At 59.9% G+C, this 22465-nt stretch carries 24 protein-coding genes; 1 reads left to right on the top strand and 23 read right to left on the bottom strand.

Going from position 1 to position 22465, the window contains the following annotated elements; all coding sequences use genetic code 11:
* Positions 1-24 precede the first annotated feature (24 nt).
* From PH5382_RS06820 to fabD, 23 genes are all read right to left on the bottom strand, one after another.
* Positions 25-4026: a baseplate multidomain protein megatron gene (locus PH5382_RS06820; RefSeq protein WP_058333595.1), complete on the bottom strand. Its 4002-nt coding sequence runs from the start codon at positions 4024-4026 to the stop codon at positions 25-27.
* Entirely contained in the window at positions 4026-4523 is a 498-nt protein-coding gene (locus tag PH5382_RS06815) for an NlpC/P60 family protein (protein ID WP_058333594.1), read from the bottom strand. Before PH5382_RS06815 ends, PH5382_RS06820 begins: the two co-directional genes overlap by 1 nt.
* Positions 4520-5407: a DUF2163 domain-containing protein gene (locus tag PH5382_RS06810; RefSeq protein WP_058333593.1), complete on the bottom strand. Its 888-nt coding sequence runs from the start codon at positions 5405-5407 to the stop codon at positions 4520-4522. Before PH5382_RS06810 ends, PH5382_RS06815 begins: the two co-directional genes overlap by 4 nt.
* Positions 5407-6039, bottom strand: coding sequence for a DUF2460 domain-containing protein (locus PH5382_RS06805; RefSeq protein ID WP_058333592.1), 633 nt, complete (start codon positions 6037-6039; stop codon positions 5407-5409). The genes PH5382_RS06810 and PH5382_RS06805 overlap by 1 nt, the downstream gene beginning before the upstream one ends.
* A gap of 16 nt (positions 6040-6055) precedes the next feature.
* On the bottom strand, positions 6056-6715 hold the full coding sequence (locus PH5382_RS06800; RefSeq protein WP_058333591.1) for a phage tail tape measure protein: 660 nt from the start codon (positions 6713-6715) through the stop codon (positions 6056-6058).
* Positions 6716-6778: 63 nt separating this feature from the next.
* Positions 6779-7000, bottom strand: coding sequence for a rcc01693 family protein (locus PH5382_RS06795; protein WP_058333590.1), 222 nt, complete (start codon positions 6998-7000; stop codon positions 6779-6781).
* The gene (locus PH5382_RS06790) at positions 6991-7350 is read right to left on the bottom strand and encodes a gene transfer agent family protein (RefSeq protein WP_058333589.1); all 360 of its coding nucleotides are present in this window, start codon (positions 7348-7350) and stop codon (positions 6991-6993) included. The genes PH5382_RS06795 and PH5382_RS06790 overlap by 10 nt, the downstream gene beginning before the upstream one ends.
* 10 nt (positions 7351-7360) lie before the next feature.
* Positions 7361-7774 carry a phage major tail protein, TP901-1 family gene (locus tag PH5382_RS06785; RefSeq protein ID WP_058333588.1) on the bottom strand — a complete coding sequence of 138 codons (414 nt, stop codon included), beginning with the start codon at positions 7772-7774 and terminating at the stop codon, positions 7361-7363.
* A 58-nt stretch (positions 7775-7832) separates the two neighbouring features.
* On the bottom strand, positions 7833-8240 hold the full coding sequence (locus PH5382_RS06780) for a DUF3168 domain-containing protein (RefSeq protein WP_058333587.1): 408 nt from the start codon (positions 8238-8240) through the stop codon (positions 7833-7835).
* Positions 8237-8581 (bottom strand): head-tail adaptor protein, encoded by a 345-nt coding sequence (locus PH5382_RS06775; RefSeq protein ID WP_058333586.1) that lies wholly within the window; start codon positions 8579-8581, stop codon positions 8237-8239. The genes PH5382_RS06780 and PH5382_RS06775 overlap by 4 nt, the downstream gene beginning before the upstream one ends.
* Positions 8578-9192, bottom strand: a complete 615-nt coding sequence (locus PH5382_RS06770) for a head-tail connector protein (protein ID WP_058333585.1) — start codon at positions 9190-9192, stop codon at positions 8578-8580. The genes PH5382_RS06775 and PH5382_RS06770 overlap by 4 nt, the downstream gene beginning before the upstream one ends.
* Positions 9193-9357: 165 nt before the next feature.
* Positions 9358-10539 (bottom strand): phage major capsid protein, encoded by a 1182-nt coding sequence (locus tag PH5382_RS06765; RefSeq protein WP_058333584.1) that lies wholly within the window; start codon positions 10537-10539, stop codon positions 9358-9360.
* Positions 10536-11129, bottom strand: coding sequence for an HK97 family phage prohead protease (locus PH5382_RS06760; RefSeq protein ID WP_058333583.1), 594 nt, complete (start codon positions 11127-11129; stop codon positions 10536-10538). The genes PH5382_RS06765 and PH5382_RS06760 overlap by 4 nt, the downstream gene beginning before the upstream one ends.
* Positions 11130-11161: 32 nt before the next feature.
* Positions 11162-11380: a GTA head formation protein, RCAP_rcc01685 family gene (locus tag PH5382_RS06755; protein WP_058333582.1), complete on the bottom strand. Its 219-nt coding sequence runs from the start codon at positions 11378-11380 to the stop codon at positions 11162-11164.
* Positions 11373-12629 carry a phage portal protein gene (locus tag PH5382_RS06750; protein ID WP_082645585.1) on the bottom strand — a complete coding sequence of 419 codons (1257 nt, stop codon included), beginning with the start codon at positions 12627-12629 and terminating at the stop codon, positions 11373-11375. The genes PH5382_RS06755 and PH5382_RS06750 overlap by 8 nt, the downstream gene beginning before the upstream one ends.
* A gap of 165 nt (positions 12630-12794) precedes the next feature.
* Positions 12795-14048, bottom strand: coding sequence for a DNA-packaging protein (locus tag PH5382_RS06745; protein WP_231751810.1), 1254 nt, complete (start codon positions 14046-14048; stop codon positions 12795-12797).
* A gap of 16 nt (positions 14049-14064) precedes the next feature.
* Positions 14065-14409, bottom strand: a complete 345-nt coding sequence (locus tag PH5382_RS20115; RefSeq protein WP_058333581.1) for a hypothetical protein — start codon at positions 14407-14409, stop codon at positions 14065-14067.
* A 277-nt stretch (positions 14410-14686) separates the two neighbouring features.
* The gene (gene mltG / locus PH5382_RS06735) at positions 14687-15841 is read right to left on the bottom strand and encodes an endolytic transglycosylase MltG (RefSeq protein ID WP_058333580.1); all 1155 of its coding nucleotides are present in this window, start codon (positions 15839-15841) and stop codon (positions 14687-14689) included.
* Positions 15842-17107, bottom strand: a complete 1266-nt coding sequence (gene fabF, locus PH5382_RS06730; RefSeq protein WP_058333579.1) for a beta-ketoacyl-ACP synthase II — start codon at positions 17105-17107, stop codon at positions 15842-15844. It abuts the gene before it with no gap.
* Positions 17108-17378: 271 nt separating this feature from the next.
* Positions 17379-18122: a 1-(5-phosphoribosyl)-5-[(5-phosphoribosylamino)methylideneamino]imidazole-4-carboxamide isomerase gene (locus PH5382_RS06725; protein ID WP_058333578.1), complete on the bottom strand. Its 744-nt coding sequence runs from the start codon at positions 18120-18122 to the stop codon at positions 17379-17381.
* 157 nt (positions 18123-18279) lie between these two features.
* Entirely contained in the window at positions 18280-18513 is a 234-nt protein-coding gene (locus tag PH5382_RS06720; protein ID WP_028091986.1) for an acyl carrier protein, read from the bottom strand.
* Between the two features lie 418 nt (positions 18514-18931).
* On the bottom strand, positions 18932-19669 hold the full coding sequence (gene fabG, locus PH5382_RS06715) for a 3-oxoacyl-[acyl-carrier-protein] reductase (RefSeq protein ID WP_058333577.1): 738 nt from the start codon (positions 19667-19669) through the stop codon (positions 18932-18934).
* 88 nt (positions 19670-19757) lie between these two features.
* On the bottom strand, positions 19758-20693 hold the full coding sequence (gene fabD / locus PH5382_RS06710; protein ID WP_058333576.1) for an ACP S-malonyltransferase: 936 nt from the start codon (positions 20691-20693) through the stop codon (positions 19758-19760).
* Positions 20694-20958: 265 nt separating this feature from the next.
* Between fabD and PH5382_RS06705 the strand changes: the two genes are divergently transcribed.
* Entirely contained in the window at positions 20959-22248 is a 1290-nt protein-coding gene (locus PH5382_RS06705; RefSeq protein ID WP_058333650.1) for a cytochrome b/b6 domain-containing protein, read from the top strand.
* Positions 22249-22465: the final 217 nt, after the last annotated feature.

Here is a 22465-nt window from a genome sequence, read left to right as displayed (position 1 = left end):
CACGGGATCTTGTCCCCGAACCTGTCATGCCAAAGGAATGCTGGCGGCAAAACCAGCTCCATAGCGATCCGAAACCTGCGCGACCTCCAGCCTGTCACCGGGCAGGATACCATCCGCCACCTGTTCAGCTGCTGGGTAGTTCCACTGCGAGGTGCTCAGTTGAACTTCGCGCAAGGTCTGCTGACCCCGCATCAGACGCAGGCGGTAGACCTCTTGCGTCTCCCCCAGAGGGATTTCCTCCAGATCCCAGCTATCACTTTCAATCCTGCCACGCCGTATCCAGCTGAATTCAAGATCCTCGCCCAGCGCCCCGGCCCTAGCGGCCGCAGTTTTCGGCCCGCCAGCCACGGCCTGACGCAGATGCACCGGAGCATAGGGGCGCAGGCCATTGCCCTCAAAGGATTCGACCCGGTGCACATAGCTGGGGTCATCATAGCTGCGCCGCGCCGGACCAATCCGGTAGTTGCGCGCCAGACGGCGCTGGAACAGGCTCAGATCAAGCTGCGTCAGAGCTGCGTCGAGCAAGACCACATAGGATCCTTCCGGCCAGGCAGGCGGCATCAGCCCGTCGCTGCCCAGCTGACCACGCAGGCGTCCGCGCAGCTGATAGGTATCTGGCGCGACAAGATCTGCCGTTTGAAACTGAAAGATCTCCCAATTGCCATTGCTGCCGTCGCCAATGGCCGCCAAATTGGCGCCATTGAGCACCGCCAGCCTGTCGCGGCTTTGCAACCCGCCAGAGATGAGTTTGATCTGCAGGTCTGCTCCCAGATCCCACCGACCGACAGGCCCTGCCGAAAGCAGGGTCTCACTGAGCCCGACCACACTCCGGGCGGCGATGATCTGCTCCAGCAGATAGTTTTCGTCGCTTTCCGACCCATAGAGCGCCACCGAGCCAGGCCAGGGCTGACCACTCACTGCCAGATGCGGCGCATGCGGAGCTTCGGCGCCCCCCAGCAGTGGCAGATCCATGAACAGTGGCAGTACCGGCAAGGGCGGCACAAAGGCGGCAATACCAGGCAGATCCTCCGGGACTTGCGCGGGCAAATAAACTTCCGGCTCTATCCTTACGGCATCTACGATCTGAGCGGTGCCGATCTCCACCCGATCGAGACGGTAGCGTTCGGATGCTTCGCCATCCGTCTGGCCGGTCTGCGCCGCCAGTCCAGCAGTCTTTGATCCGGAACTGGTCACAGAGACGATATCACCAACGCCGAGGCCCAGCGCAGAAGGCGGTAGCACAAAGCGGGCGGTATCGCGCGACACCCGCGCCTCAGCCAGCCAGCGTTCGACCGTCTGGCGTGCTTCGGCACGGGTCAGCACAATGGCAACATCGCTGGCGCTGACCGCATGGGTCTGCTCATCCGGCAATGACGCCTCTTCGGCGGCGATATCATAGGCCGCCCCCCATTCGACAAACCGCAGGCGCACCCGCCCGGCAATTTCGGCCTCGGCTTCACGCTGCAGCTCCAAAAGACCGTCCATCTCGTCACGCGCAACAAGCTGGTCTGCACTCACCCTTTGTGCGCCTGTCCCCACGCGGGGGCGAAACAGCAAAACACCGTCGCGTTCGATACTGTCAAACCCATAGCGCAGGCTGAGAGGCTGCAGGGCGGCGCGGGCTTCGCCGACGTCATGCAGGGTATAGCCATGCACGATGCCGTGCAGTTCTGACACGTCGATCAGGCTTTGGCCTGCTCCTGCGCAGATTTCACTCACCACCGAGGCTAAAGAGCGCTGCCCGGCCCGCCCATTCAGCCAATGACCGCGCAGATAGTTTTCACCATCGCTCCAGACATCGGGCAGATTGGGAAAGGCAGGAAAGGGGCGCGCATCCCAGGCCCAGACAAAGGCGTTGCTCATATCGAGCATTTGCCCCTCGTATTCCTGTGACACCGGGTTGTTATCATCCTCCCCCCAATAGCCGAGCAAGGCGCGCAGATATTGCATCTGCATCAGGTCATCGCGATTGCCATTGGAGTATTTCGGCAGCTTCGATTCCGAGCTTTTGGGGTCTAGGAACTTGTTGGGCTGATTGGTGCCCTTGTCTATAGCCGCACAGCCCAGTTCGGTGAACCAGATCGGCTTCATCTCGGGCACCCAGTCGCTGGCCGTTTCCTGACGACTACCAGCAACCCGATCGTGATGCGTATTCAACCACCAGTTCTTCAGGTCTTTGTAGCGCCAGACCCAGGGTTCATCATGGGCGCCATCGGTGATGTCTGTGCGGATTTGGGCGGCTTCGGCTTCTGGTGAGTGGTAGTACCAGTCATAACCCTCGCCGCCTTCGACATTGGCACGCAGGTAGTCGAGATCGTAGATGCTCGCGGCGCCTGATGTGGCATCCAGATGTTCGACACCTTCGCGCCAATCCGACAGCGGCATGTAGTTGTCGATCCCGATGAAATCGATATTGCTATCCGCCCAGAGCGGGTCGAGATGGAAATAGCGATCTCCCTCTGGGCTGTTATACCCCCAGTACTCCGACCAGTCGGCGGCATAGCTGATTTTTGCCTCTGGCAGCAGCAGGCGCACCTCAGCTGCCAGCTGGCGCAGGGCCTCAACAGCGGGAAATCCAGCTGCGCCTCGGATCTGCGTCAGCCCGCGCATTTCAGAGCCAATGCAAAAGGCATCCACCCCACCGGCAGCGGCACAGAGTGCGGCGTAGTGCAGGATAAACCGTCTCAGGCCCCACTCGGATGGCCCGGTATAGCTGACCGTACCGTTGCCAACTGCAAAATCCGCCGCCACAGCGGTACCCATGAAGGCCGCGACTTCAGCATCCGCTGTGATGGTCTGGTCGGGACTATCTGGCTGCCCCGGCGCCTTGGACAGGGTGATCCGTCCCCGCCAGGGCAAAGCGGCCTGAGTTTCGGCGTCACTCCAGGGGTCGGGCAGACTGTTGCCTGCGTCCTGATCCATCAGAATGAAGGGATAGAACATCACGCGCTTTCCAGCCTCCTGCAGTGCCGTAATGGCCTCGACCACCGCAGCATCCGCCGGGGTCCCCCCATAAAGCGGACGCCCCTCCTCGTCTTGGAGCACCAGATCCGCAGTGGCACGGCTCTCAGATGCGACCGACCAGAGCATAGGTGAACCCTCGGCATCTTTCTGCTCTACCTTGGGCTTGATCGTACAAGTGCCACAGCGCAGATCATTGCCAAACCAGGACACGATGAGCGAAGCCGCCTCGCAACTGGGCAGTTCTGAGCTCAAAGCCTCTATAGAGGTCTGAAGATCAGTCTCCCCCGATGCGGTATGGCTATTGGCGGATTTCACCGTGCCCGGTCCCGATGCGTAGTGCACTGGCGTGCTGGCCAGCGTGTATTCTCCGGTGCCTGGCATCAGGGCGACACCACGTACCAATTGCCCCAGATCGAGATCATAGTCAGGGCTGTCAGGTTGCTCGGCCCGGACCACCTCAAATGAAAACTGCGGCACCCGGTTGCCAAAACTATCAAGCTGCAGGTTTTCCATCACCACATAGGCGGTGCCGCGATAGGCGGGCACTTCGCCGGTGCCTTCGACTGCTTCCATCAGCGGATCCGGCAGCTGATCCGGGGTGCCGCGATAGAGCGTCATGTTGAGATCCTGCGGTGCCACCTCTTCGCCATCGGCCCAGACACGCGGCACGGCAGCAATCTCACCAGCACACAAGGCCACGGCCAGCGAAACCGAATAGCTGTAGCTGGTGGTTTCGGGTTGGCGAGAGGCGCCCTTGCCGCCGCCACCCGTGGTAGATGTCGCCTCGACGAACTCTGTGGCCCAGATCACCTGGCCGCCAATCCTTGACCGCCCAAAAACCTGCGCCATCGGCTGACCATCACTTGCCTGTGTCAGGCGGAACCGGTCGACCTGGCCGACCTCAACCGCATCCGATCCCAGCCCCAGCAAGCGATCATCAATCACCCGCCCCAGTGTCGCCCCCACAGCCCGCCCAATGGCCACCGAAGACAGCCCTGCCACGGCACCGCCAAGGCTGCCACCTATCGCCGCCCCGGCAGCAGAAAGAACAATCGTCGCCATCAGCTCAGCTCCTCAGGAAAAGTAAAGCGCGCCACAATACGGCGCTGCCACGCAGAGGTCAGAGCGCTTTCCTTGACACCATGTCCCGAATAGGCGTGAACAAAGGACGCCCCTTCACCAGAGCTCCCAGTGGCTGTCCGCGCTTGCACTCCCAGGTGCTTTGCCACCGCTCCGGTGCGCATGCGAAACAACAACACATCTCCTGGTGCCGCCTGCCCCAGCGGTTTGGTCGCCAGATGGCGCAGGGCCGCCTGCCAGAGCCGCTCTTCACCCTGGGCTTCAGACCAATCCATCGAATAGGCAGGCGGCAGTTCCGGCTCTATCGCGTAGAGCCCGCGCCAGACCCCACGAATCAGGCCCAGGCAGTCACAGCCCGCACCGCTACAGGATGCCTGATGTCGATAAGGGGTGCCGATCCAGGTTCGGGCCAAAGCAACGGCGCGCAGGCCAGATGGGCCGTTTTCTTGCCAAACCCGTTCTTGCACACCCCCGCTCATCTGCGGCTGCCTCCGGTATTGGAGCCCTTGTTTTTGGGTACTGCCATCACCCAGTCTTCGCCGGGGATGTCGGGGAACCCCTGATAGTTCATCAGATTGTTGAATTTGAGCCGACAGCTCTGCAGACGCTTGTCACAACCTGCTTCCAGCCGCACCACATCGCCCGTCTCAAGGCCCATCCGCAGCGGCTCCCAAAGGGTTATGCTCCGGTCCGCGCCAAAATGCTGATCCCGTTTGATGCTCCGCCACAGCCCCGCAGCGGCGCCAGACAGAACCGAAAGGCGTCCGGCCGTGAACCACCCCGGCTCAAAGCCGTTGAGCCCCTGCCATTCCAAGGCCCCCGCCGGTGTGATCTTTTCCACCGGTCCTTCGAAACCGTACCCGGGCTTGTCGAGATCAAAACGACAGGTCGCATCCCCCAGAACAGCGGTACAGGGTTTTTGGTAGATCCGCCCCAAAGGACGGTTCAAGGCTTCGGTCAACCCGCGCAACTCGGCCTCAAAGGCGCCACCGGCTCTGCGCAGCTCACCGATCGATCCGCGAAACTGCAGCATGCGTGTCGAAACATCCTGCCAATTGACCTGCCAACAGATCAGATCAGCACCGTCAAAACGACCGGCCTGGATGTCTTCTTCGCGCACAGAGGCATCGCTGAGCGCCCCCTGAGCCTCGGAATTGTCGACACTCAAACCTGTGGCCTGTTCCAAAGCCCGCGCTGAAAGACCCGTGCCTGCCTTGAACTGCCATCCCTCAAAGCTGAGATCCCGATCATGATCAGTAAAGCCAAACATACCCCCATCGCGCCGGGTCAGCCCCCAGCACCGGCACAGGCTCGTCACCCCGGTTTTGACATGGGCCAGAAACCCTTCATTCGCGCCTGCCATTACACACGCACCTCGACAACCGGCACATCCGGCACATCCCCGGCCTGAAAGGAGGCGACACTGGTGGCAATACGGTCGGTGTCAAACCGAACCGGCACGTCAAACTCAAAGCCCGCCACCAGCTCGATCCCCTGTTCCGGCGGGTGGCTCAACGTGACCTCCCCGGTGGTGCTGTCGAGCGTGAAGTCGATATCTTCTTGCAACTCTTCCTGACCAAGGCCCAGCCGCAGCGTCCCTGCGACCGGTTTGCTGATCGGGCGCTGATAGCCAACCGTGCCCGACCGATAGGTTTTGGCCAACTGAAAGCGGGTCGTCACACCGTCGCCGGTGGCAATCAGCTGGTCGCGAAAATCGATCTCGGCCGTGGGTCGGGCAGATTTGAAATCTGACCAGTCCTTCCAGCGAAACCCGTAGATCTGACCCTGACGTGCTTCGAAGAATGCGATCAGCACCTCAATATCATCCAGCGAGCGCAGGCCCAGTCCGGCATCATACCGGCGGCGTGCATGGGCCCAGGGGGTGTTGCGTTCCTCGTGACCATTGGCCAGCGTCACAATATCTGTGCGCCGTTCAGGCCCACCGATGGAACCAAAGCTCAACGAGGCAGGAAATCGGATTTCGTGGAAATTCATTGCTATCCCTCCAATATCAGCGGTTACGATTGCCACGGCTCAGCGCACGGCTCATCTGGGCCGCGATCTGGCCCCGGCTGCGCGCAAACCCCTGAACATCTGGAGTGGTGACATTCATCACCAGATTGACCGTGCCGCCACCCTGGCTGCGCACTCCGAGCGATCCGTCAGCACCACGGCTCAGCGGCAGGATGGCTTCGGGGCCAGCTTCGCCCATCAGGCCAGTGCCGCCCCGCATCGGGAAACTTGTTGGAGAGCTCACGACGCCGCCCCGGGCAAAGGGCATGACACGCCCCTGCGAAAAGGCAGCCCCATTGGCAAAGGGCAACAGGCTGCCAATCAGATCGCCCACACCGCTGGAAATCAGCCCACCGACCTGATCCGTCACCGGTTTGATCGCGGCATTATAGGTGGTGTTCACCAGCGAGCGTGCCAGCGTGTCCAGTGCCGAGGACAGGCTTTGGCCATCAAAGACCACACCTTCAAAAGCGCGCCGCAACCCCTTGGAAAGGCCACGTTCCAGCGTTTCGACATCTTTTCCCGTGGCCTCAAATGCGTCGCGGACACGGCGCAGCTCGGATTCAAAACTCGCCGCCATCCCGGCAGCATCCCCAAGCGAGTCACCAAGGGCTTCGCTCTGCAATTCCAGGGATGCGATGTCATTGTTATCCGCCATATCACGCCTCTCGCTTTGCCTTTGAATAGGAAGTTTTACCGCCCGCGCGCGGCGGGCGAGGATCTAGTCGCTAGCGCTTGCCTGCGGCCCATCCGGAAAAGATGCCATCAGATCTTGCAGTCCTGACCGGTCCATGGCGCCGGTTCCCGCGCCCTGTCCCAGCAGCAATCTCAGCTCCACCGGTGTCAGCTCCCAGAACTGCGCCGGCTGCAGTCGTAACCCAGTGATCCCGGCCCGCATCAGGCCGGGCCAGTCCAGACCTTTTGGGTCCAGATCTAGGCGCACTCTGCCGCCTCGCGTGTGCTGCCAGGCAGCGAAAAACTGCGCGCCAGCAATTCAGCTGCCGCGCGGGCAGCCGCCACGGCGCCGCCTTCGATCTCGGCGCGGGCCAGATCTGTCGCAGAGATGTCGCAACCACCACCTGACAGACCTGCGGCCAGAAGCGCCAGAATATCGCGTGCAGAAAACTGCCCCTGCTCAAAACGGCGGACCAGATCCACCAAGGACCCCGTCCCCAAATGCGCCTCCAATTGCGCCAAAGCGCCCAACGTCAGCCGCATCTTTTGGGGCCGCTGGTCTATCACCAGTGTGACCTCACCGCGCCAGGGATTTTCGAAATGTGTCTCACCGGGCATCTTCACCGGCTCAGACCGCTGTAAAGGTCAGCGCACCGCCGCTGGCCAGTGACAACTCATAGGTGGCTTCCCCATTGTGAGAGCCGATGTATTCCAGCGCTGTCACTTGAAACGCCCCCTCGACAATGCCGAAATCCGGGATCACCATCTGAAAATCCGGGGTAATGCCATCAAAGAACAGCTGACGAGCCCGTTCATCGGTGGTCTCATCGCGAAAGATTCCTGAGCCGGTGATACTGGCAGAGCGCACCCCGGCGCCGGCGAGTAATTCACGCCAGCCTCCCTGACTTTCCAGACTGGTCACATCAACGCTTTCCGCGTTAAAACTGATCCGTGTGGCGCGAAGCCCTGCCAGTGTTTCGAACTGACCGTCGCCGGTCATATCCACCTTGATCAACAGATCCTTGCCGTTTTGCGCACCCATGGTGTTTCTCCAGTTTTGTCATATCTTGGGCCGTGTTTGCACGCCCGCCGTTTGGCCTTCAGTCGTCTTCAAGATGAGCGGTAAAGCGCATCGAGATACTGCGACCGCCATCGTCCAGACGCTGTGCCGTGGCGCGCTCAAACCAGATGCCCACCAGCCGCCCGCGCGTCAGCGTCAGGGATGGCTCCGCCAGGGCATCACTGATCGCACCGCCCACCTCTTTGGCAGCAGCAAAACCGGCTGAACTGGTAAATACACTGATGCTGAACCGGTGCCGCGCGGCTGCCCCGCTGGCGTCAGATCTGTCCAGCACCTCTTCGGCGCCAAGCACTGCATAGATCGGTGGCAATGCCCCGGTGGGCATGGCATCAAACAGCGCATCCCCCAAAAGCGCTGTAAGGCCTGCGTCAGCGCGCAAATGCGCATAAATCGCCTGCTGCAGCCCAGCAGAAAGCGCATAGGTCATGGCGCAACCTCCTCAAGGCACTGACAAGCGAGATAGCGCCCGGATGCGTCGGCCTCGCGGACGGTCTCGATCCGAAACAGGCGTGTCTCTTCACGAAACCGCTGCCCCGGACGCGGGCGCGACAGTGATACAACCGGGCTAGCCCGCAGCGTGATACGATAGCGTTGCAGTGACAGGCTTGCGCCTTCCTGGCCCGAGGTGCGCCCACTTAGCGGCGCCATCTGCGCCCAGATCTCACCCAGCGGAGTCCAGGCTTCGCTATAACCACCGGAGCCGTCACTGATCCGTTGCGGATCTTCCAATACCAGCTTGCGATTGAGCCGCATCTGCGCCGTGGTCATGACAAAGCCCCAGCTGACTGCGCCCCCGCAGAGATCCGCAACAAGCGATATCGTTCGATCAGGCTGGCCACCCCAAAGGGCATGCAGCCGCCATGCAGGGCCGTATCCTCGCGGTACTCATAGTAATGCGCCGCCAACATCAACACCGCCTGCGCCATATCCGAGGGCAACGCGTCCCAATCCGCCGCCATGCCGCCAGTAAACCCCACCTCAAGATGGGTACCAGTCGCAAGCGCTGTAAAACTTCCGCATTTGCTATGCAGCCTGGGCGTCTGGCTGTCCTGTTCCAGCCAAAAGTCGCTGGTGTTCAGCGCTGTTTCGCCGTTTTGATCAGCGACCTTTTTCAGACTGACGATCCCTGTCACCGGCGCGAGCGGCATCTCGATCACATCAAGACGTCGCAGCCGCGTCACCGACCAAAGAAAATCCCGTTGCAACAGCGCCTTGCCAGTTCGCTTTTCGATTGCGGCCAGAGAGGCCCGCAAAAATCCAATCAGCACCGTATCTTGCAAACCACTTTCGCCAAACCCGGTTCCCAGCCGCAGGTGCGCCTTGAAGGCCTCCAACGGCAGCGCCGCATCTGGCACCGGCGTCACTTCGCTTAACATCATTATCATCTCCGCAGGCTCGGAATCCCCGGGGTGTCCCAGATTGGTTCAGCGGGCACGCATGATTTCCTGCCGCTCGGACGGAGGGGGAGCAGCTAGACGGCAGAAAACTGTAATATGCGCACCCGCTGGGGATCCGGGCTGCCGGATCCCCCTTCGCCCTGAACCTTAGCTCAGGCCGAATTTCAGCAGCTTGATGGCAGCAAAATCACTAACATCCCCGCCGACCCGTTTGGTGGCGTAAAACAGCACATGCGGTTTGGCACTGAAGGGATCACGCAGCACCCGCAGATCCGGGCGTTCAGCAATGGTGTAGCCAGAGGCAAAATCGCCAAAGGCAAGCGCCAAGCTGTCACTGGCGACATCCGGCATGTCTTCGGCCACCAGAACCGGATAGCCAAGCAGGCGCGCGGGTTCACCGGCGGCCAGGCCATCAGACCACAGGAAGCGACCATCGGCATCCTTGAGCTTGCGGATCAATCCGGCCGTTTTGGAGTTCATCACAAAACTGGCATTGGCGCGATACTGCGCTCCCAATGCGTAGACCAGGTCAATGATGGCATCGCCATCGCCGATGCCGCCGTCCTCGCCGGTTGCGACATAACCCAGACTGCCCCAGCTCCAGCTGTCATTGTCCACCGCCGGGTGGCTCAGGATGCCCGTGGGCTTGTCGACGCCGTTGCCAGAGACAAAGGCGGCGGCCTCTGCCCGCGAGAACTTATCGGCGATGCGTCCGGCCAGCCAGGTTTCGATGTCAAAGGCGCTGTCGTCCAGCAACCGCTGCGAGGCCTTGGGCAGGGCGCTCAACTCGTGCAGGGCAATGGTGATCCGGTCAATCATCGGTGTGCCGGTTTCCACGGCCGGATCCGTTTCCGTGGCCCAGCCAGCACCGGTATCGCTATGGTCGATCAGTACATCAAAAGACGTGGCCTCGACCGTTACCACCGAAGCGACGGCCCGGATAGAAGCGGTCGATTGCAAAACCGATTTCACCGTATCCGCAGTTTGCGGATCCACCAGGTAACCGCCATCGCTATTGACGACGGTGGACAGCGATTTGCTTTCAGGCAGGATGCTGCGCAACGCGGTATCATCTCCGGTTCGGATATAGCCACAAAAGGCCTTTTGATGCGGGGCTTCACTGGTGTTTGCCGCCGCCAAAAGCGGGCGTGCCGCACGATAAGTCTTCCGATCCAGCATGGTCATTCGCTCTTCCGTCTGTTTGAATTTATCCCTCACGACGTCCTGAAACCCCTTGAATTCACGCATGAACCCAGAAAACGCCTGCGTTACTTCCTGCGCCAGAGGTGCTGGCTCTGCAGCCCCGGCCGGGATTTCCCATTTGCTCATGGCCTCTGTCCTGTTTTGAAAGGTGAGTTGATTTCGGTCTCCGCTGCCAACTGCTGGCTAGCAAAGCGCAACTGGGCGGCCAGGGCGCGAAGGCTATGGTCAACCTCGTTGCTGGTCTTGGCGGCGAGGCGCGCGCTGGGGAGCATTGGAAAGGTCACCAGCGACACCTCCCACAGTTCTACCTCCTGCAAGATCCGGCCACCGTTTTCGCCCTTTCGAGCGCGTTTGGTACGATAGCCAATCGAGAGACCTTCGATCGCACCTGCCGTAACCAGAGCCATTGCTTCGGCGCCCTGTGCAACCTCGGTCAGGATGCGGCCCTTCACCCAGAGCCCACGCGCATCCTCACGCAGTTCGTCCCAGACCCCGATGGGCTGCGCCGGATCATGTTGCCACAGCATCTTGACCCGGCTGCCACGGGCCGTCAGTGCCTGTAAAGAGGCCTGATAGGCCCCTGCAGCGACAATATCTCCGCCCTGGTCAAGCTCACCAAACAGGCTGGCATAGCCTTGGATAGTGTTGTCCGCCTCCAGTTTAAGGCTCTCTCCGAAGCCTGCGAATTTATGTTCGAACTCGATCTCATCTTCCATGAGGTACCTCGCATAAGCTGTTGTTCTTATGTCTATTGAGCTGCAATGATCGATTGAAATGCCTGTGCCAGGATGACGGCGGCCACACCATAAACGGTCAACCAAAGCCGACGCTCCAGCCGTTCCAGCATCTGTTCCAGACGGTCCTGCCGTCGACCAAGCGTATCAAGCTGGATCTGGCTCACCCGCTCATGCGCCGACAGCCGCATGCCCGGGGCACAGTCAAAGGGCGGCCTTGGGTTATCAGGCATCCGTTTCCTCCTCACTGAGGGCTGGAAGGCCCAGCATTCGGCGTTTTTCGGCCGGGCTGAGGAAATCCGCAGTCGACACCCGCCGCCAGTGCCGGTCGCGTTCTTCGGCAAGGGCCGGTACCTGATCAAGATCCGGCTTCAGGACCAGCGTCTCGGTGCCAAATCCTGACAGCCAGTCAGACAGGCCGGCCGCCACCCGCGTCGCCAAAGGCAGAACTGTTAGCCGGTAGAAGGCACGATTTGCTTCCTGATAATTGGCATAGGCCGCATCCCCAGGCAGGCCCAAAAGCATCGGCGGAACCCCAAAGGCTAGGGCAATTTCGCGCGCGGCGGCCTCCTTGGTCTTTTGAAACTCCATATCGGAAGGCGAAAACCCCATTGGCTTCCAGTCCAGCCCTCCTTCCAGAACCATCGGACGACCAGCATTGCGCGCGCCCTGGAAATTCGTTTCAATTTCGTCACTTAGGCGGCGGAACTGATCATCAGACATCATGCCCTGACCTTCGGACCCGGCCCAGACCAATGCGCCTGAAGGACGGGCTGCATTGTCCAAAAGCCCCTTTGACCATTGCGTGGCAGCATTATGGACATCCAATGCCAGCGCCGCCGCCTGCATCGGCGCCAGACCATAGTGATCGTCCTGCGGATGAAAGTTTTTCAGATGCAGAATGGAACTTCGGCCGCCATCTGAAAAGAACCGATGTTTGCGCGCGCCGACTGTATAATCATAGGCCTGTGGCCAGCCATCAGGCCCGGGGACAATCGACATCCGGTCCGGGCGTAAAACGTGCAGCTCATCGGGCCAGTCTTCTTCTGCATTGACGGCCTCAACATAAGCATTGCCGGTCAACAGAAGATGGCCAAACAGGGCTTCCAGAAAGTCTTGCCCCGTCTGCGCTGGGTGGGGACGGTTCACAAGGTTTAAAACCGGATGGGTCTCATAGCGCTCCGTGACATCCTGCAAAACAAGGGGCACTGCAGCGGCGGCCTCGGCGACCATGCGTACTGCTCGAAAACCAATGGGGTTGCCAATGAACCCCAACCGGGTCAGCGAGGTGGTATCGCGCGCGCTCCACCGTGGCATGGCAGAGCTTTGCCAGGCCAGGATGCGGGCCGCAGCACTGGCTTTGGTTTCACTGGCTTTGTTTCCACTGGCCTTGTTTCCACTAGCCCCGGTGCCGGGGGCCGCAATTGCGCGGGCTTCGGTTTTGCTGGTCTGCGTCTTGCGCCAAGGTAGGTTGAACCCCATGGGCCACTCCTTTGATCCAACTGTCGGGGCACAGCGCCCTTTGCTGAAAACTGGTATGACGGCAGGAGTTGAACAATCCCGAAGCCCAGCGTACAGCCCCCTGGCAACACCGGTGCAACCTATTGCATTTGTTGCACTTACTCATTTCCCCACGTTGCATCCCGGCTAGAGCATCCGCGCCCGGGGCAGCCGGTGCTGGGCCGCTGGCGCAAGGATCAGTTCAAACACGGCCCAGACCAGCGCATCCAAGCGGTCCGGGGACCCCTGACCACCATAGCCCTGTGGCGTCATTTGACACATTTGGTCCTCGAGTTCTGCCAGCCCTGCCAGGTGGTGAATACGGCGCTGCTCATAGAGAGCAGCCACTGGCTCTGCACGCGCCGCCTTGCCCCGGCTGGCATGAAGCGCACGAAACGGCATCAACGGGTCCACCTGCCTCAACAGGCTCTCGACGAGAGCCCCACCCTGGTTGACTTCGGCCACCACCCGGTCGGCGTGAAACTCTGCCGCAGCAGCAGCGACCGCTTCAGCCCAGGCGAGCGGTCCTTGCCCCTGCACTGTCCGGTCAGCCAGCACATAGCCCTGCCAGTTCTGTGGCGGCCCCTGCAAAGTTGCCCCAACAACGACAATGCCGCAGGCATCCGAAGCTTTGCCGACGCTGACAGCAGGATCAACGGCGACCACAACCCGATCCAGACCCGGAGCAGCAGCAATCTGTACCTGCTGCAATTGCGCTGAACGCCACAAGGCACCCTCGACCTCCGACAGCAGAACCCCGTCCAACTCCTGTCGCCCCAAGCGTGACCCGGCATAGCGGGCACGGACTTCCGCCAGAAATGAGGGCGCCAGATTGGCGCGGTTGGCTTCGGTCGGGGCATGGCTTTGGACTGTTGAGGGCGTCGCCAAAATATCACGCAGAACCTGCGTATTACGCGGTGTTGTCGTGATGCAGGCCCTGGGAGAGACCCCAAGTCGCAAGGAAAACTGCAGCATATCCCAAGCCTCGCGGGCGCGTTTCCATTTTGCCAACTCATCCACCCAGGCCGCATCAAACTGCGGACCACGCAGAGCCTCGGGATCACTGGCCGAAAAGGCCTGTGCCATCGCGCCGTTGGCCCACAGCAGTTTGCGTTCTGCCGCCTTCCACTGGGGCCGCCTGTCAGGAGGCGAGCAGGCCAGAATGCCACTGTCACCCTGGATCATCACATCACGCACCTGGTCATAGGTTTCGCCAATCAGGGCCAGACGCCCCGACTGGCCCGCAGCCGCAGACGTGCTGCCTTCGACCTGGCTGCGAACCCATTCAGCCCCGGCACGGGTCTTGCCCGCCCCTCGCCCTCCCAGGATCACCCAGGCGCGCCAATCCCCGGCAGGGGGCAGTTGATGCGGCAGCGCCCAGGCCTCAAACAGATATGGCAATGCGCAGAGGCTGCGGTCACTCAGCTCCTGAAGCAGGTTCCTCTCGATCCAGGCTGGCGCGGAGGCGATCCAGGCGCCCGCTGATTTCAATCTGGGCCGCCGCAAGGTCGAGCCCGGATTGGTCGCAGGCTGAATGATCATTTTGCTCGACAAGGGTTTTCTCCACTTTCTGGCAATCCCTGATAAGTCCCTCCAGCTTTGCGATGCGTGGCAATGTTCCCGCCAGCGCCTCTGCACCGTCACAGGCAAGTTGCGCGCGCAGCTCTTCTGCTTCTTGTCGCAGACGCAAAATTGACTGCTGCAAGGATTGCAACAGATCACGCGTCCGCTGGACCACGGGGCCCGTTTGATTGTCATTCATTTGGGATTTAGCAACTCAGGCTTTGGGTTTTCCCCGGCACGTAAGAGGCTGACAGCAAAGGCCCGGCTTGGCGATTGGTCGTTCAGTTTTCTTCCAGCTGCGGGGTAAAATAGTCCTGCAACGCGTGAGAAGTCAAATTGTGCAGGGTTGCCGGCCGTGCGAAGCCATTGGGAAGAGTTAACAAAATGGGAAGCACTACCAAAAAGACCTGCCCCATTTTACATGGGACAGGTCATCTTGTCTCATTCTCAGAAGAGAGGTGATCAGTTGTTCTGGCTCAGTTATTTTGGCGCTGTGCTTCGATTTCGCGCCATTTGACGACATTGCGATTATGCTCTTGCAGGGTCTCTGCAAAGGCATGACCGCCGGTGCCATCAGCCACAAAGAACAGATAGTCCGTCTGATCCGGGTTAACTGCGGCTGTCAAACTGGCCTTACCGGGGTTGGCAATCGGCGTGGGCGGCAAGCCTTCGATTACATAGGTGTTCCAGGGGGTCACCTTGCGCAGCTCGCTTTGGCGCAATCCACGCCCCAACACACCTTCGCCCTTGGTGACGCCATAGATCACCGTTGGATCCGTCTGCAGACGCATGCCGCGGTTCAAACGATTGGTAAAGACACTAGCGACTTGGCCGCGCTCTCGTGCAACGCCGGTTTCCTTTTCGATAATAGACGCAAGGATCAGCATTTCTTCAGGAGATTGCACTGCGGCATCAGGGCTACGGTTTTCCCAGGCCGCCGCAATCAGCAAGGCCTGCCGGTCCTGCATCTGCTGCAAAACGTCAGTGCGATCCTGCCCGGCGACGATTTCATAGCTGTCCGGCGCCAGCGCCCCTTCGGCTGGGCGTTCGCCCGGGTCGCCATCCAGAATATCGATCGTCTTCAGCGCATCCACCACCTGCCAGCTGGTCACACCTTCAGCCAGAGCCACCCGGAACCGGGTATCACCAGCGGATTTCAGATCGTTGAATATCGCAGGAGCCTCATCCACACCGGGTTCAAACTCGGCGCGTTCGACAAATTTTCCAGAGGCCGGATCAAGTTCACGCACTTCGGCACGCATCCGGGTGACACCTACGCGATAGACGATCTCGGTTCCGCAGGTACTGGCGCCACCAAGGGTGATCTGATCTAGGATCTCCTCCATCGAGGTCCCGGGCTTCACCAGAAAGCTACCCGCTTTCAATTGGCTGGATTTTTCGGTGTATTTGGCGCTGAGCCGAAAGATCGTCCCCGAGGTGACAGCGCCCTGCTCTTCGAGCGAAGTACTGACACGGGTCATGTTGGACCCCGGGCGCACCTGGAGACAGATCGCCGTCTCCAGTGGGCCTTCGGCGGTATATTGCGACTTTCCCCAAAGGATGACGCCGCCCAAAAGGAACAGCATCACCACTAGCACCGTCAGCATATTGGAGGCCAGGCTACGCCACATTTATTTGGGTTTCCCAAAGACAACAGAGGCATTGGTGCCACCAAAACCAAAGGAGTTGGACAGCGCCACGTCGATCTTGCGGGCACGTTTTGCATTTGGTGCCAGATCCACAGGCGATTCCACTGCGGGATTATCCAGATTGATCGTCGGCGGGGCCACCTGATCGCGGATCGCCAGGATCGAGAAGATCGCCTCGATCGCGCCAGCCGCGCCCAGCAAATGACCGGTTGCCGATTTGGTCGACGACATTGTGACATTACCCGCGTGATCACCGAGCAGCCGCTCTACCGCGCCCAGCTCGATTGTATCCGCCATGGTCGAGGTGCCATGCGCATTGATATAGTCGATATCCTTGGGCTCCAGCCCTGCGTGTTTCAGTGCCGCCCGCATGGAACGTTCGCCGCCTTCGCCATCTTCGGACGGGGCAGTGATGTGATATGCATCGCCTGACAGGCCATAGCCCAGAACCTCGGCATAGATCTTTGCACCACGGGCCTTGGCGTGTTCATAGTCTTCCAGCACCACGATGCCGGCGCCTTCACCCATGACAAAACCATCCCGGTCAGTGTCATAGGGGCGTGATGCCGATTTAGGATCATCGGCACGTTTGGTCGACAGCGCCTTGCAGGCGTTGAAACCGGCAATACCGATCTCGCAGATCGCCGCTTCGGCACCGCCTGCAACCATCACATCGGCGTCGCCTGCCTTGATCAGACGGGCCGCATCACCAATGGCGTGAGCCCCGGTCGAACAGGCGGTCACAACCGAATGATTGGGGCCTTTGAAGCCAAACCGGATCGAGACCTGACCGGAAATCAGGTTGATCAGCGCGCCCGGAATAAAGAAAGGAGAAACCCGGCGCGGGCCTTTTTCCTTGATCATCACGGCAGTGTCGGCAATCGAGCTGAGCCCGCCAATGCCGGAGCCGATCATCACGCCGGTACGTTCGAGGCTCTCGGTGTCTTCCGGCATCCAGCCTGCGTCACGTACCGCCATATCCGCAGCAGCAATGCCGTAGAGGATGAAATCATCGATCTTTTTCTGATCTTTCTTGATCACCCAGTCATCAGGGTTGAACGTCCCCTCAGAGCCATCACCGCGCGGAACTTCGCAGGCGTAGGTCGTGGTTACACCGCTGGCCTCTGCGTCAAACAGCGTGATCGGTCCGGCGCCAGACTGGCCATCCAGCAGACGTGACCAGGTCTCTTCGACCCCGGTTGCCAATGGTGTGACCAATCCAAGTCCGGTTACAACTACTCGACGCATTCCATGCTCTCCTTTGCCTCGGCAATTCGTCCACTCAGATAGCTTGGATTGCCCAAGAGGTGCAAGTGCGCCAGTCGTACCGAAAGAGGGCGAACACCCGTAAATGGCGGAAAATACCCGATTGGGCATATCGGTTTATTCCAGAGACCGCTTGTTCAACCCAGGTTGCACCGCTCCAAGCCCCTTGGAGCGGCCAAGAAACGAACGCCAAAAGGAGGCTGAGCCGTACAGAAACATTCGGCACAGCCTCGCTTATGATCAATCATATTCCTTACAGGAATTCAGCGACTTGTTCCTGTTCAGGCTGCGCGGTCGCCAATGCTTCTTGCAGCGTGAGGCTTTTGCGGAACAGGGCACGCCCCACCAAAGTTCCGGCGATATTGGGAATATACTTCAGCCGTGAGATGTCATCCGCACTGCGCACAACGCCGCTCGCGATCACCGGCGATGCGGCATCGGCCGCCAGTGCTGATATCAGGCCTAGCTGGGCGTCGAGGTCCGACATGTCGCTGTCGATGTCGGTCACTATGATTCCCGCAAAGGGCGCCGCGCCAAAGGCAGCGATGTATGAGCCCGGCTCAAAGGCGCCAGCCTTCAGCCAGCCTTCGGTCATCACCTGCCCCTGCCAGACATCAACAGCCAGAACAATCTGATCCGGGTAGTGCTTGGCAAGTTCAGCCACCAAGCTGGGATCCCAGGCCGCAAGGGTTCCAACGACAACGCGGCCCGCGCCTTTGTCGATCCAGCTTTCGACGGCTTCACGGCTGCGCATGCCCCCACCAAGCTGAACCGGGATGCCAACCGTGCGGATAATTTCTTCGACCAGCTCCCGGTTGCCATCATCGCCCTTGATGGCATTGAAATCTGTCAGATGCATCCATTCGGCACCGGCATCGGCAAATTCCCGCGCCTTCTCGACAGGATCCACATGCCAGACCATCGGCTCATCCAGGCGCCCTTTTTCAAGGGTGACACAGCCTCCGTCCAGCAATTCCATTGTCGGGTAGATCATCATCGCAAAAGCCCTCCTGTTTGCTCAACTTAAACACGATACCACAGGGGATCATGTCTGAGGTCCAGCTTCTGCGAGATCAGCGCAACAGGAGAGACGCAAAACGGCGCTTCCCTAGTGGAAAGCGCCGTTCACGTAATCACAAAACTGTGAAGTCGACTTAGGAAGCTTCGGTGATGAACTTCACTGCGTCGCCAAAGGTCTGAATGGTTTCAGCCGCATCATCAGGGATCTCGATGCCGAACTCTTCTTCGAAGGCCATGACCAGCTCAACGGTGTCCAGGCTGTCTGCGCCCAGATCGTCGATAAAGGACGCGTTTTCGGTCACTTTGTCTTCTTCAACACCCAGGTGCTCTACAACGATCTTTTTTACGCGGTCTGCGACGTCGCTCATGTCTCTTCCTCGTTCTTCAGGGCATCTGCCCGGTTTTGCCCTTGCCCGCATGGGGTGGCGTGATTTTGCCCGTTGCGGGCGGTTCTGCCCCCAGCAACGAGAGCTTTCTGATCACAGCAGTAAACGGCTGGATCAGAACGAATATGGGCCGCCTATAGCACAGACCAGCGCAGAGGCAAATGGTTTCGCACCGCATCTCGCTGTTGCTGCACCCTCATAGTGGGCGACCCGATTTTGCAAATGGCGCCACCCTTTGTTCAAGACAAGAGGTCGCACCAATGTTTTTTGTTACACCGCTGATTAAATGCAACTTTTCTCCGAAACACCGAGGTAGATCCATCTGTCTGCCAGCGGCTACTTCGGCCTTTGTCAGCGACGAAATGCGCGGCGATTACGGCCCCGACCAAGAAAAATTCCGTTACAGCATCGCCATGCCACCATTCACGTGCAGCGTGGTGCCAGTCACGTAGGAGGCCTCTGGGCTGGCCAGATACAGCACCGCGGCGGCGATTTCTTTCGAATCTCCCATACGGGCGGCCGGGATCTGGGTCAGGATCGCGTCTTTCTGGCTGTCGTTCAGCTTGTCGGTCATAGCCGTGGCAATGAAACCGGGAGCGACCGCATTCACGGTGATGCCACGGTTGGCGACCTCATAGGCCAGGGATTTCGACATCCCCACCATACCCGCCTTGGAGGCCGCGTAATTGGCCTGACCGGGATTGCCGGTGGCGCCCACAACAGAGGAGATATTGATGATCCGGCCCCAGCGTGCCTTCATCATGCCGCGCAACACGCCCCGGCACAGACGCATGGTCGAGGTCAGGTTCACGTCCAGCACGCTTTGCCATTCCTCGTCCTTCATCCGCATAAAGAGATTGTCTTTGGTGATCCCGGCATTGTTGACCAGAATATCCACCCGCCCCAGCGCTTCGGCTGCCTGTTTAGGCAGCGCCTCAACGGCCTCAGCATCGCTGAGATTGCAGGTCAGCACAAAGGCCCGCTCGCCCAGCTCTGCGGCCAGTGCCTTTAGCGGGTCTTCACGGGTGCCGGACAGAGCCACGGTGGCGCCCGCTGCATGCAGCGCACGTGCAATATCGCCGCCAATGCCGCCCGAAGCCCCGGTGATCAGCGCCGTCTTGCCAGTCAAATCAAACATGTCATTTCCTCAATTTCAGATCCCAGAAGCACGCCGCATCTATTTAAGAGAACAGCTGCACTGCCTGGGCTATCGTTTATTGCTCGTTTCAGGCGCCTTTAACGCCGGCCACATCATCCGGAGTGCCAAACTGACGGCTGCTCAGGGACCGGTCGATCTTGCGGATCATCCCCGACAGCGCCTTGCCAGCACCAATTTCCCAGAATTCTGTCACGCCTTTGGCGGCCATCATCTGCACGCTTTCGCGCCAGCGCACCGAACCTGTGACCTGTTCTACCAGCAACTGGCGGATCAGCGCCGGATCCGTCACCTCATCGGCGCGGACGTTTGCGATCAATGGCACGGCCGGGGCTTTGATTTCGACCGCGGCCAGGGCTTCTGCCATCACATCGGCCGCAGGCTGCATCAGGGCACAATGGAACGGCGCGGACACAGGCAACATCACGGCGCGCTTGGCTCCACGTCCCTTGGCAATCTCTGCGGCGCGTTCAACGGCGGCCTTGTGACCAGAGACGACAACCTGTGTCGGGTCATTATCATTGGCGGCCTGGACGACCTCACCTTCGGCGGCGGCCTCGGCGGCAACCTCTTTCACGGTGGCAAAATCCAGCCCCAGAAGGGCCGCCATGGCGCCAACACCCACTGGCACAGCGCTTTGCATCGCCTGACCACGAGTGCGCAAAAGGCGCGCAGTATCCGCAACCGAAATCGCGCCAGCGGCCGCCAGAGCGGAATATTCCCCCAGCGAGTGACCCGCCACACAGGCCGCCTGGCTGATCGTGATCCCTTCGGCCTCGAGCGCGCGCATGGCTGCCATCGACGTTGCCATCAGGGCCGGTTGAGCATTTTGGGTCAGGGTCAGTGTTTCGATGTCTCCCTCCCAGATCAGGCCACTGAGGTTTTCCCCCAAGGCATCATCCACTTCATCAAACACAGCCTTTGCGGCGGGATATGCCCCTGCCAGCGCCTGCCCCATGCCGATGGTCTGGGCACCCTGGCCCGGGAACACAAATGCGATTGTCATGAATGACCTCATCTTTCACTGCCGTTTGTCTCGGTTTAGACGCAGCTGCCGCCCGGCACAAGAGAACTGCCCTGCCACGACTGCTCAGCGCCAGGTTTGGGAGAGTAGCCTGACCTTCCAATGCTTCGGAAACCGCAAGGTTTCGATCCCTCAGACATGCTTTGATAAACAAACCCTGTGCGGAGACTGACAGAGCAGCCCATTGCACGATAGCTGGCGATGGCTAGATTGAACCTATCCTCTTTTGCACAAGGATTATTCTCCCGTGCCCCATAGTAACTCCTCGTCCAGCTACGGCAGCGTCAGCAAGACCTTTCACTGGCTGACTGCTTTTTTGCTGATCACCGCTTTCCTGCTTGGGATGATTTCCAGCAATCTGGCCCACACCATCCAAAGCCCGGACTTTGACGGTGCGCAAGACACCATCGACCGCGCGGTTCTCCTGTTCTCGCTGCACAAAACGATTGGCTTGGCCAGCTTTTTTGTCGCTCTGGCCCGTATCCTCTGGGCCCTGCGCCAGCCTAAACCCGGTCTACTGCACCCCGACAACAAACCCGAAGCCCTCGCCGCCGAAGTGGTACACTGGATGCTCTACGGAGCCATGGTTGCCACGCCACTGACGGGTTGGATCCACCATGCGGCCACCACCGGTTTTGCCCCAATCTGGTGGCCCTTTGGCCAGAACCTGCCCTTTGTGCCCAAATCCGAGCCGGTATCGGCGCTGTTTGCCTCTCTGCACTGGATCGCGGGCAAGGCCTTGCTGATCTCGGTCGTTCTGCACGTAGCAGGTGCCATCAAACATGTGGTCATCGACCGCGATGCCACCCTCCGCCGCATGCTTCCGGGTACGCGCGCCCTGCCCGAACCGCCCGCGCAGACACACAGCGCGGTTCCGGCCTTTGTCGCCCTGGCACTCTGGGCTGCTATTCTGACAACAGGCGCGCTCCTGGGGGGGCAAGCACAGGATCACAGCACTCATGATCATGGGCACACCAGCAGTACCGTGCAATCTGCGCCCGAAGATGCATCGGGTTCAACAGATCCTGCTGAAACCAGCGTTGATGACGGTATTGGCAACTGGATTGTTGACAGCGGTAGGCTGGGACTGACCATTAAACAGATGGGCAGTGATATCACTGGAAGCTTTGCCAGTTGGGCCGCAGACATCCAATTTGATGATCCTGAAACCCCAGGCCCTGCAGGGCAAGTGGCCGTAGAGATCGACATCAAATCCCTTAGCCTTGGCACCGTGACCGATCAGGCCATGGGAGCGGATTATTTCGACAGCTCTACCTACCCAACAGCACGGTTTGAGGCCACGCTTGAAAAACTTGAAACCGGGTATCAGGCTGTTGGGCAGCTCACCATCCGCGACAAAAGCCTGCCGCTCACCCTGCCGTTCACGCTCGCGCTCAAAGAGAACCACGCCGAGATGTCCGGACAGGTGACGGTCAACCGCCTGGATTTTGACATTGGTCTGGGAACACAGGATGCCGCTACCCTAGGGTTTGATGTGGTCATTGAAATCTCGCTCAAAGCCGAACGGCGGGGCTGATTTAGCTCCTTCAATATCTGCTGAGAGCACGGCTTGCGGCCCTTTCCAATTCACTTTGGAAAGGGCTTTTGCACGTCCGCCGCCCCCTTCCCCCGCTGTAGCCTTGCCCTTCGTCGCACGGCCCAAAACTCTAGGTCGCACGGCTTTCTTGGCTACCACATTTGGCCAGCATCACTGGCAGTGCAAACCATTCAAATCTACCGGCCTGCCGACTTAT

The sequence above is a fragment of the Phaeobacter sp. CECT 5382 genome, from assembly GCF_001457775.1.
Taxonomy (GTDB): Bacteria; Pseudomonadota; Alphaproteobacteria; order Rhodobacterales; family Rhodobacteraceae; genus Pseudophaeobacter.
This window is presented reverse-complemented; position numbering and strand designations above follow the sequence as displayed.

Coding starts and splice junctions, on each gene's coding strand:
- PH5382_RS06820 (WP_058333595.1), bottom strand. CDS start 4,026: ATGGCGACGATTGTTCTTTCTGCTGCCGGGGCGGCGATAGGTGGCAGC.
- PH5382_RS06815 (WP_058333594.1), bottom strand. CDS start 4,523: ATGAGCGGGGGTGTGCAAGAACGGGTTTGGCAAGAAAACGGCCCATCT.
- PH5382_RS06810 (WP_058333593.1), bottom strand. CDS start 5,407: ATGGCAGGCGCGAATGAAGGGTTTCTGGCCCATGTCAAAACCGGGGTG.
- PH5382_RS06805 (WP_058333592.1), bottom strand. CDS start 6,039: ATGAATTTCCACGAAATCCGATTTCCTGCCTCGTTGAGCTTTGGTTCC.
- PH5382_RS06800 (WP_058333591.1), bottom strand. CDS start 6,715: ATGGCGGATAACAATGACATCGCATCCCTGGAATTGCAGAGCGAAGCC.
- PH5382_RS06790 (WP_058333589.1), bottom strand. CDS start 7,350: ATGCCCGGTGAGACACATTTCGAAAATCCCTGGCGCGGTGAGGTCACA.
- PH5382_RS06785 (WP_058333588.1), bottom strand. CDS start 7,774: ATGGGTGCGCAAAACGGCAAGGATCTGTTGATCAAGGTGGATATGACC.
- PH5382_RS06780 (WP_058333587.1), bottom strand. CDS start 8,240: ATGACCTATGCGCTTTCTGCTGGGCTGCAGCAGGCGATTTATGCGCAT.
- PH5382_RS06775 (WP_058333586.1), bottom strand. CDS start 8,581: ATGACCACGGCGCAGATGCGGCTCAATCGCAAGCTGGTATTGGAAGAT.
- PH5382_RS06770 (WP_058333585.1), bottom strand. CDS start 9,192: ATGATGTTAAGCGAAGTGACGCCGGTGCCAGATGCGGCGCTGCCGTTG.
- PH5382_RS06765 (WP_058333584.1), bottom strand. CDS start 10,539: ATGAGCAAATGGGAAATCCCGGCCGGGGCTGCAGAGCCAGCACCTCTG.
- PH5382_RS06760 (WP_058333583.1), bottom strand. CDS start 11,129: ATGGAAGATGAGATCGAGTTCGAACATAAATTCGCAGGCTTCGGAGAG.
- PH5382_RS06755 (WP_058333582.1), bottom strand. CDS start 11,380: ATGCCTGATAACCCAAGGCCGCCCTTTGACTGTGCCCCGGGCATGCGG.
- PH5382_RS06750 (WP_082645585.1), bottom strand. CDS start 12,629: ATGGGGTTCAACCTACCTTGGCGCAAGACGCAGACCAGCAAAACCGAA.
- PH5382_RS20115 (WP_058333581.1), bottom strand. CDS start 14,409: ATGAATGACAATCAAACGGGCCCCGTGGTCCAGCGGACGCGTGATCTG.
- mltG (WP_058333580.1), bottom strand. CDS start 15,841: ATGTGGCGTAGCCTGGCCTCCAATATGCTGACGGTGCTAGTGGTGATG.
- fabF (WP_058333579.1), bottom strand. CDS start 17,107: ATGCGTCGAGTAGTTGTAACCGGACTTGGATTGGTCACACCATTGGCA.
- PH5382_RS06725 (WP_058333578.1), bottom strand. CDS start 18,122: ATGATGATCTACCCGACAATGGAATTGCTGGACGGAGGCTGTGTCACC.
- PH5382_RS06720 (WP_028091986.1), bottom strand. CDS start 18,513: ATGAGCGACGTCGCAGACCGCGTAAAAAAGATCGTTGTAGAGCACCTG.
- fabG (WP_058333577.1), bottom strand. CDS start 19,669: ATGTTTGATTTGACTGGCAAGACGGCGCTGATCACCGGGGCTTCGGGC.
- fabD (WP_058333576.1), bottom strand. CDS start 20,693: ATGACAATCGCATTTGTGTTCCCGGGCCAGGGTGCCCAGACCATCGGC.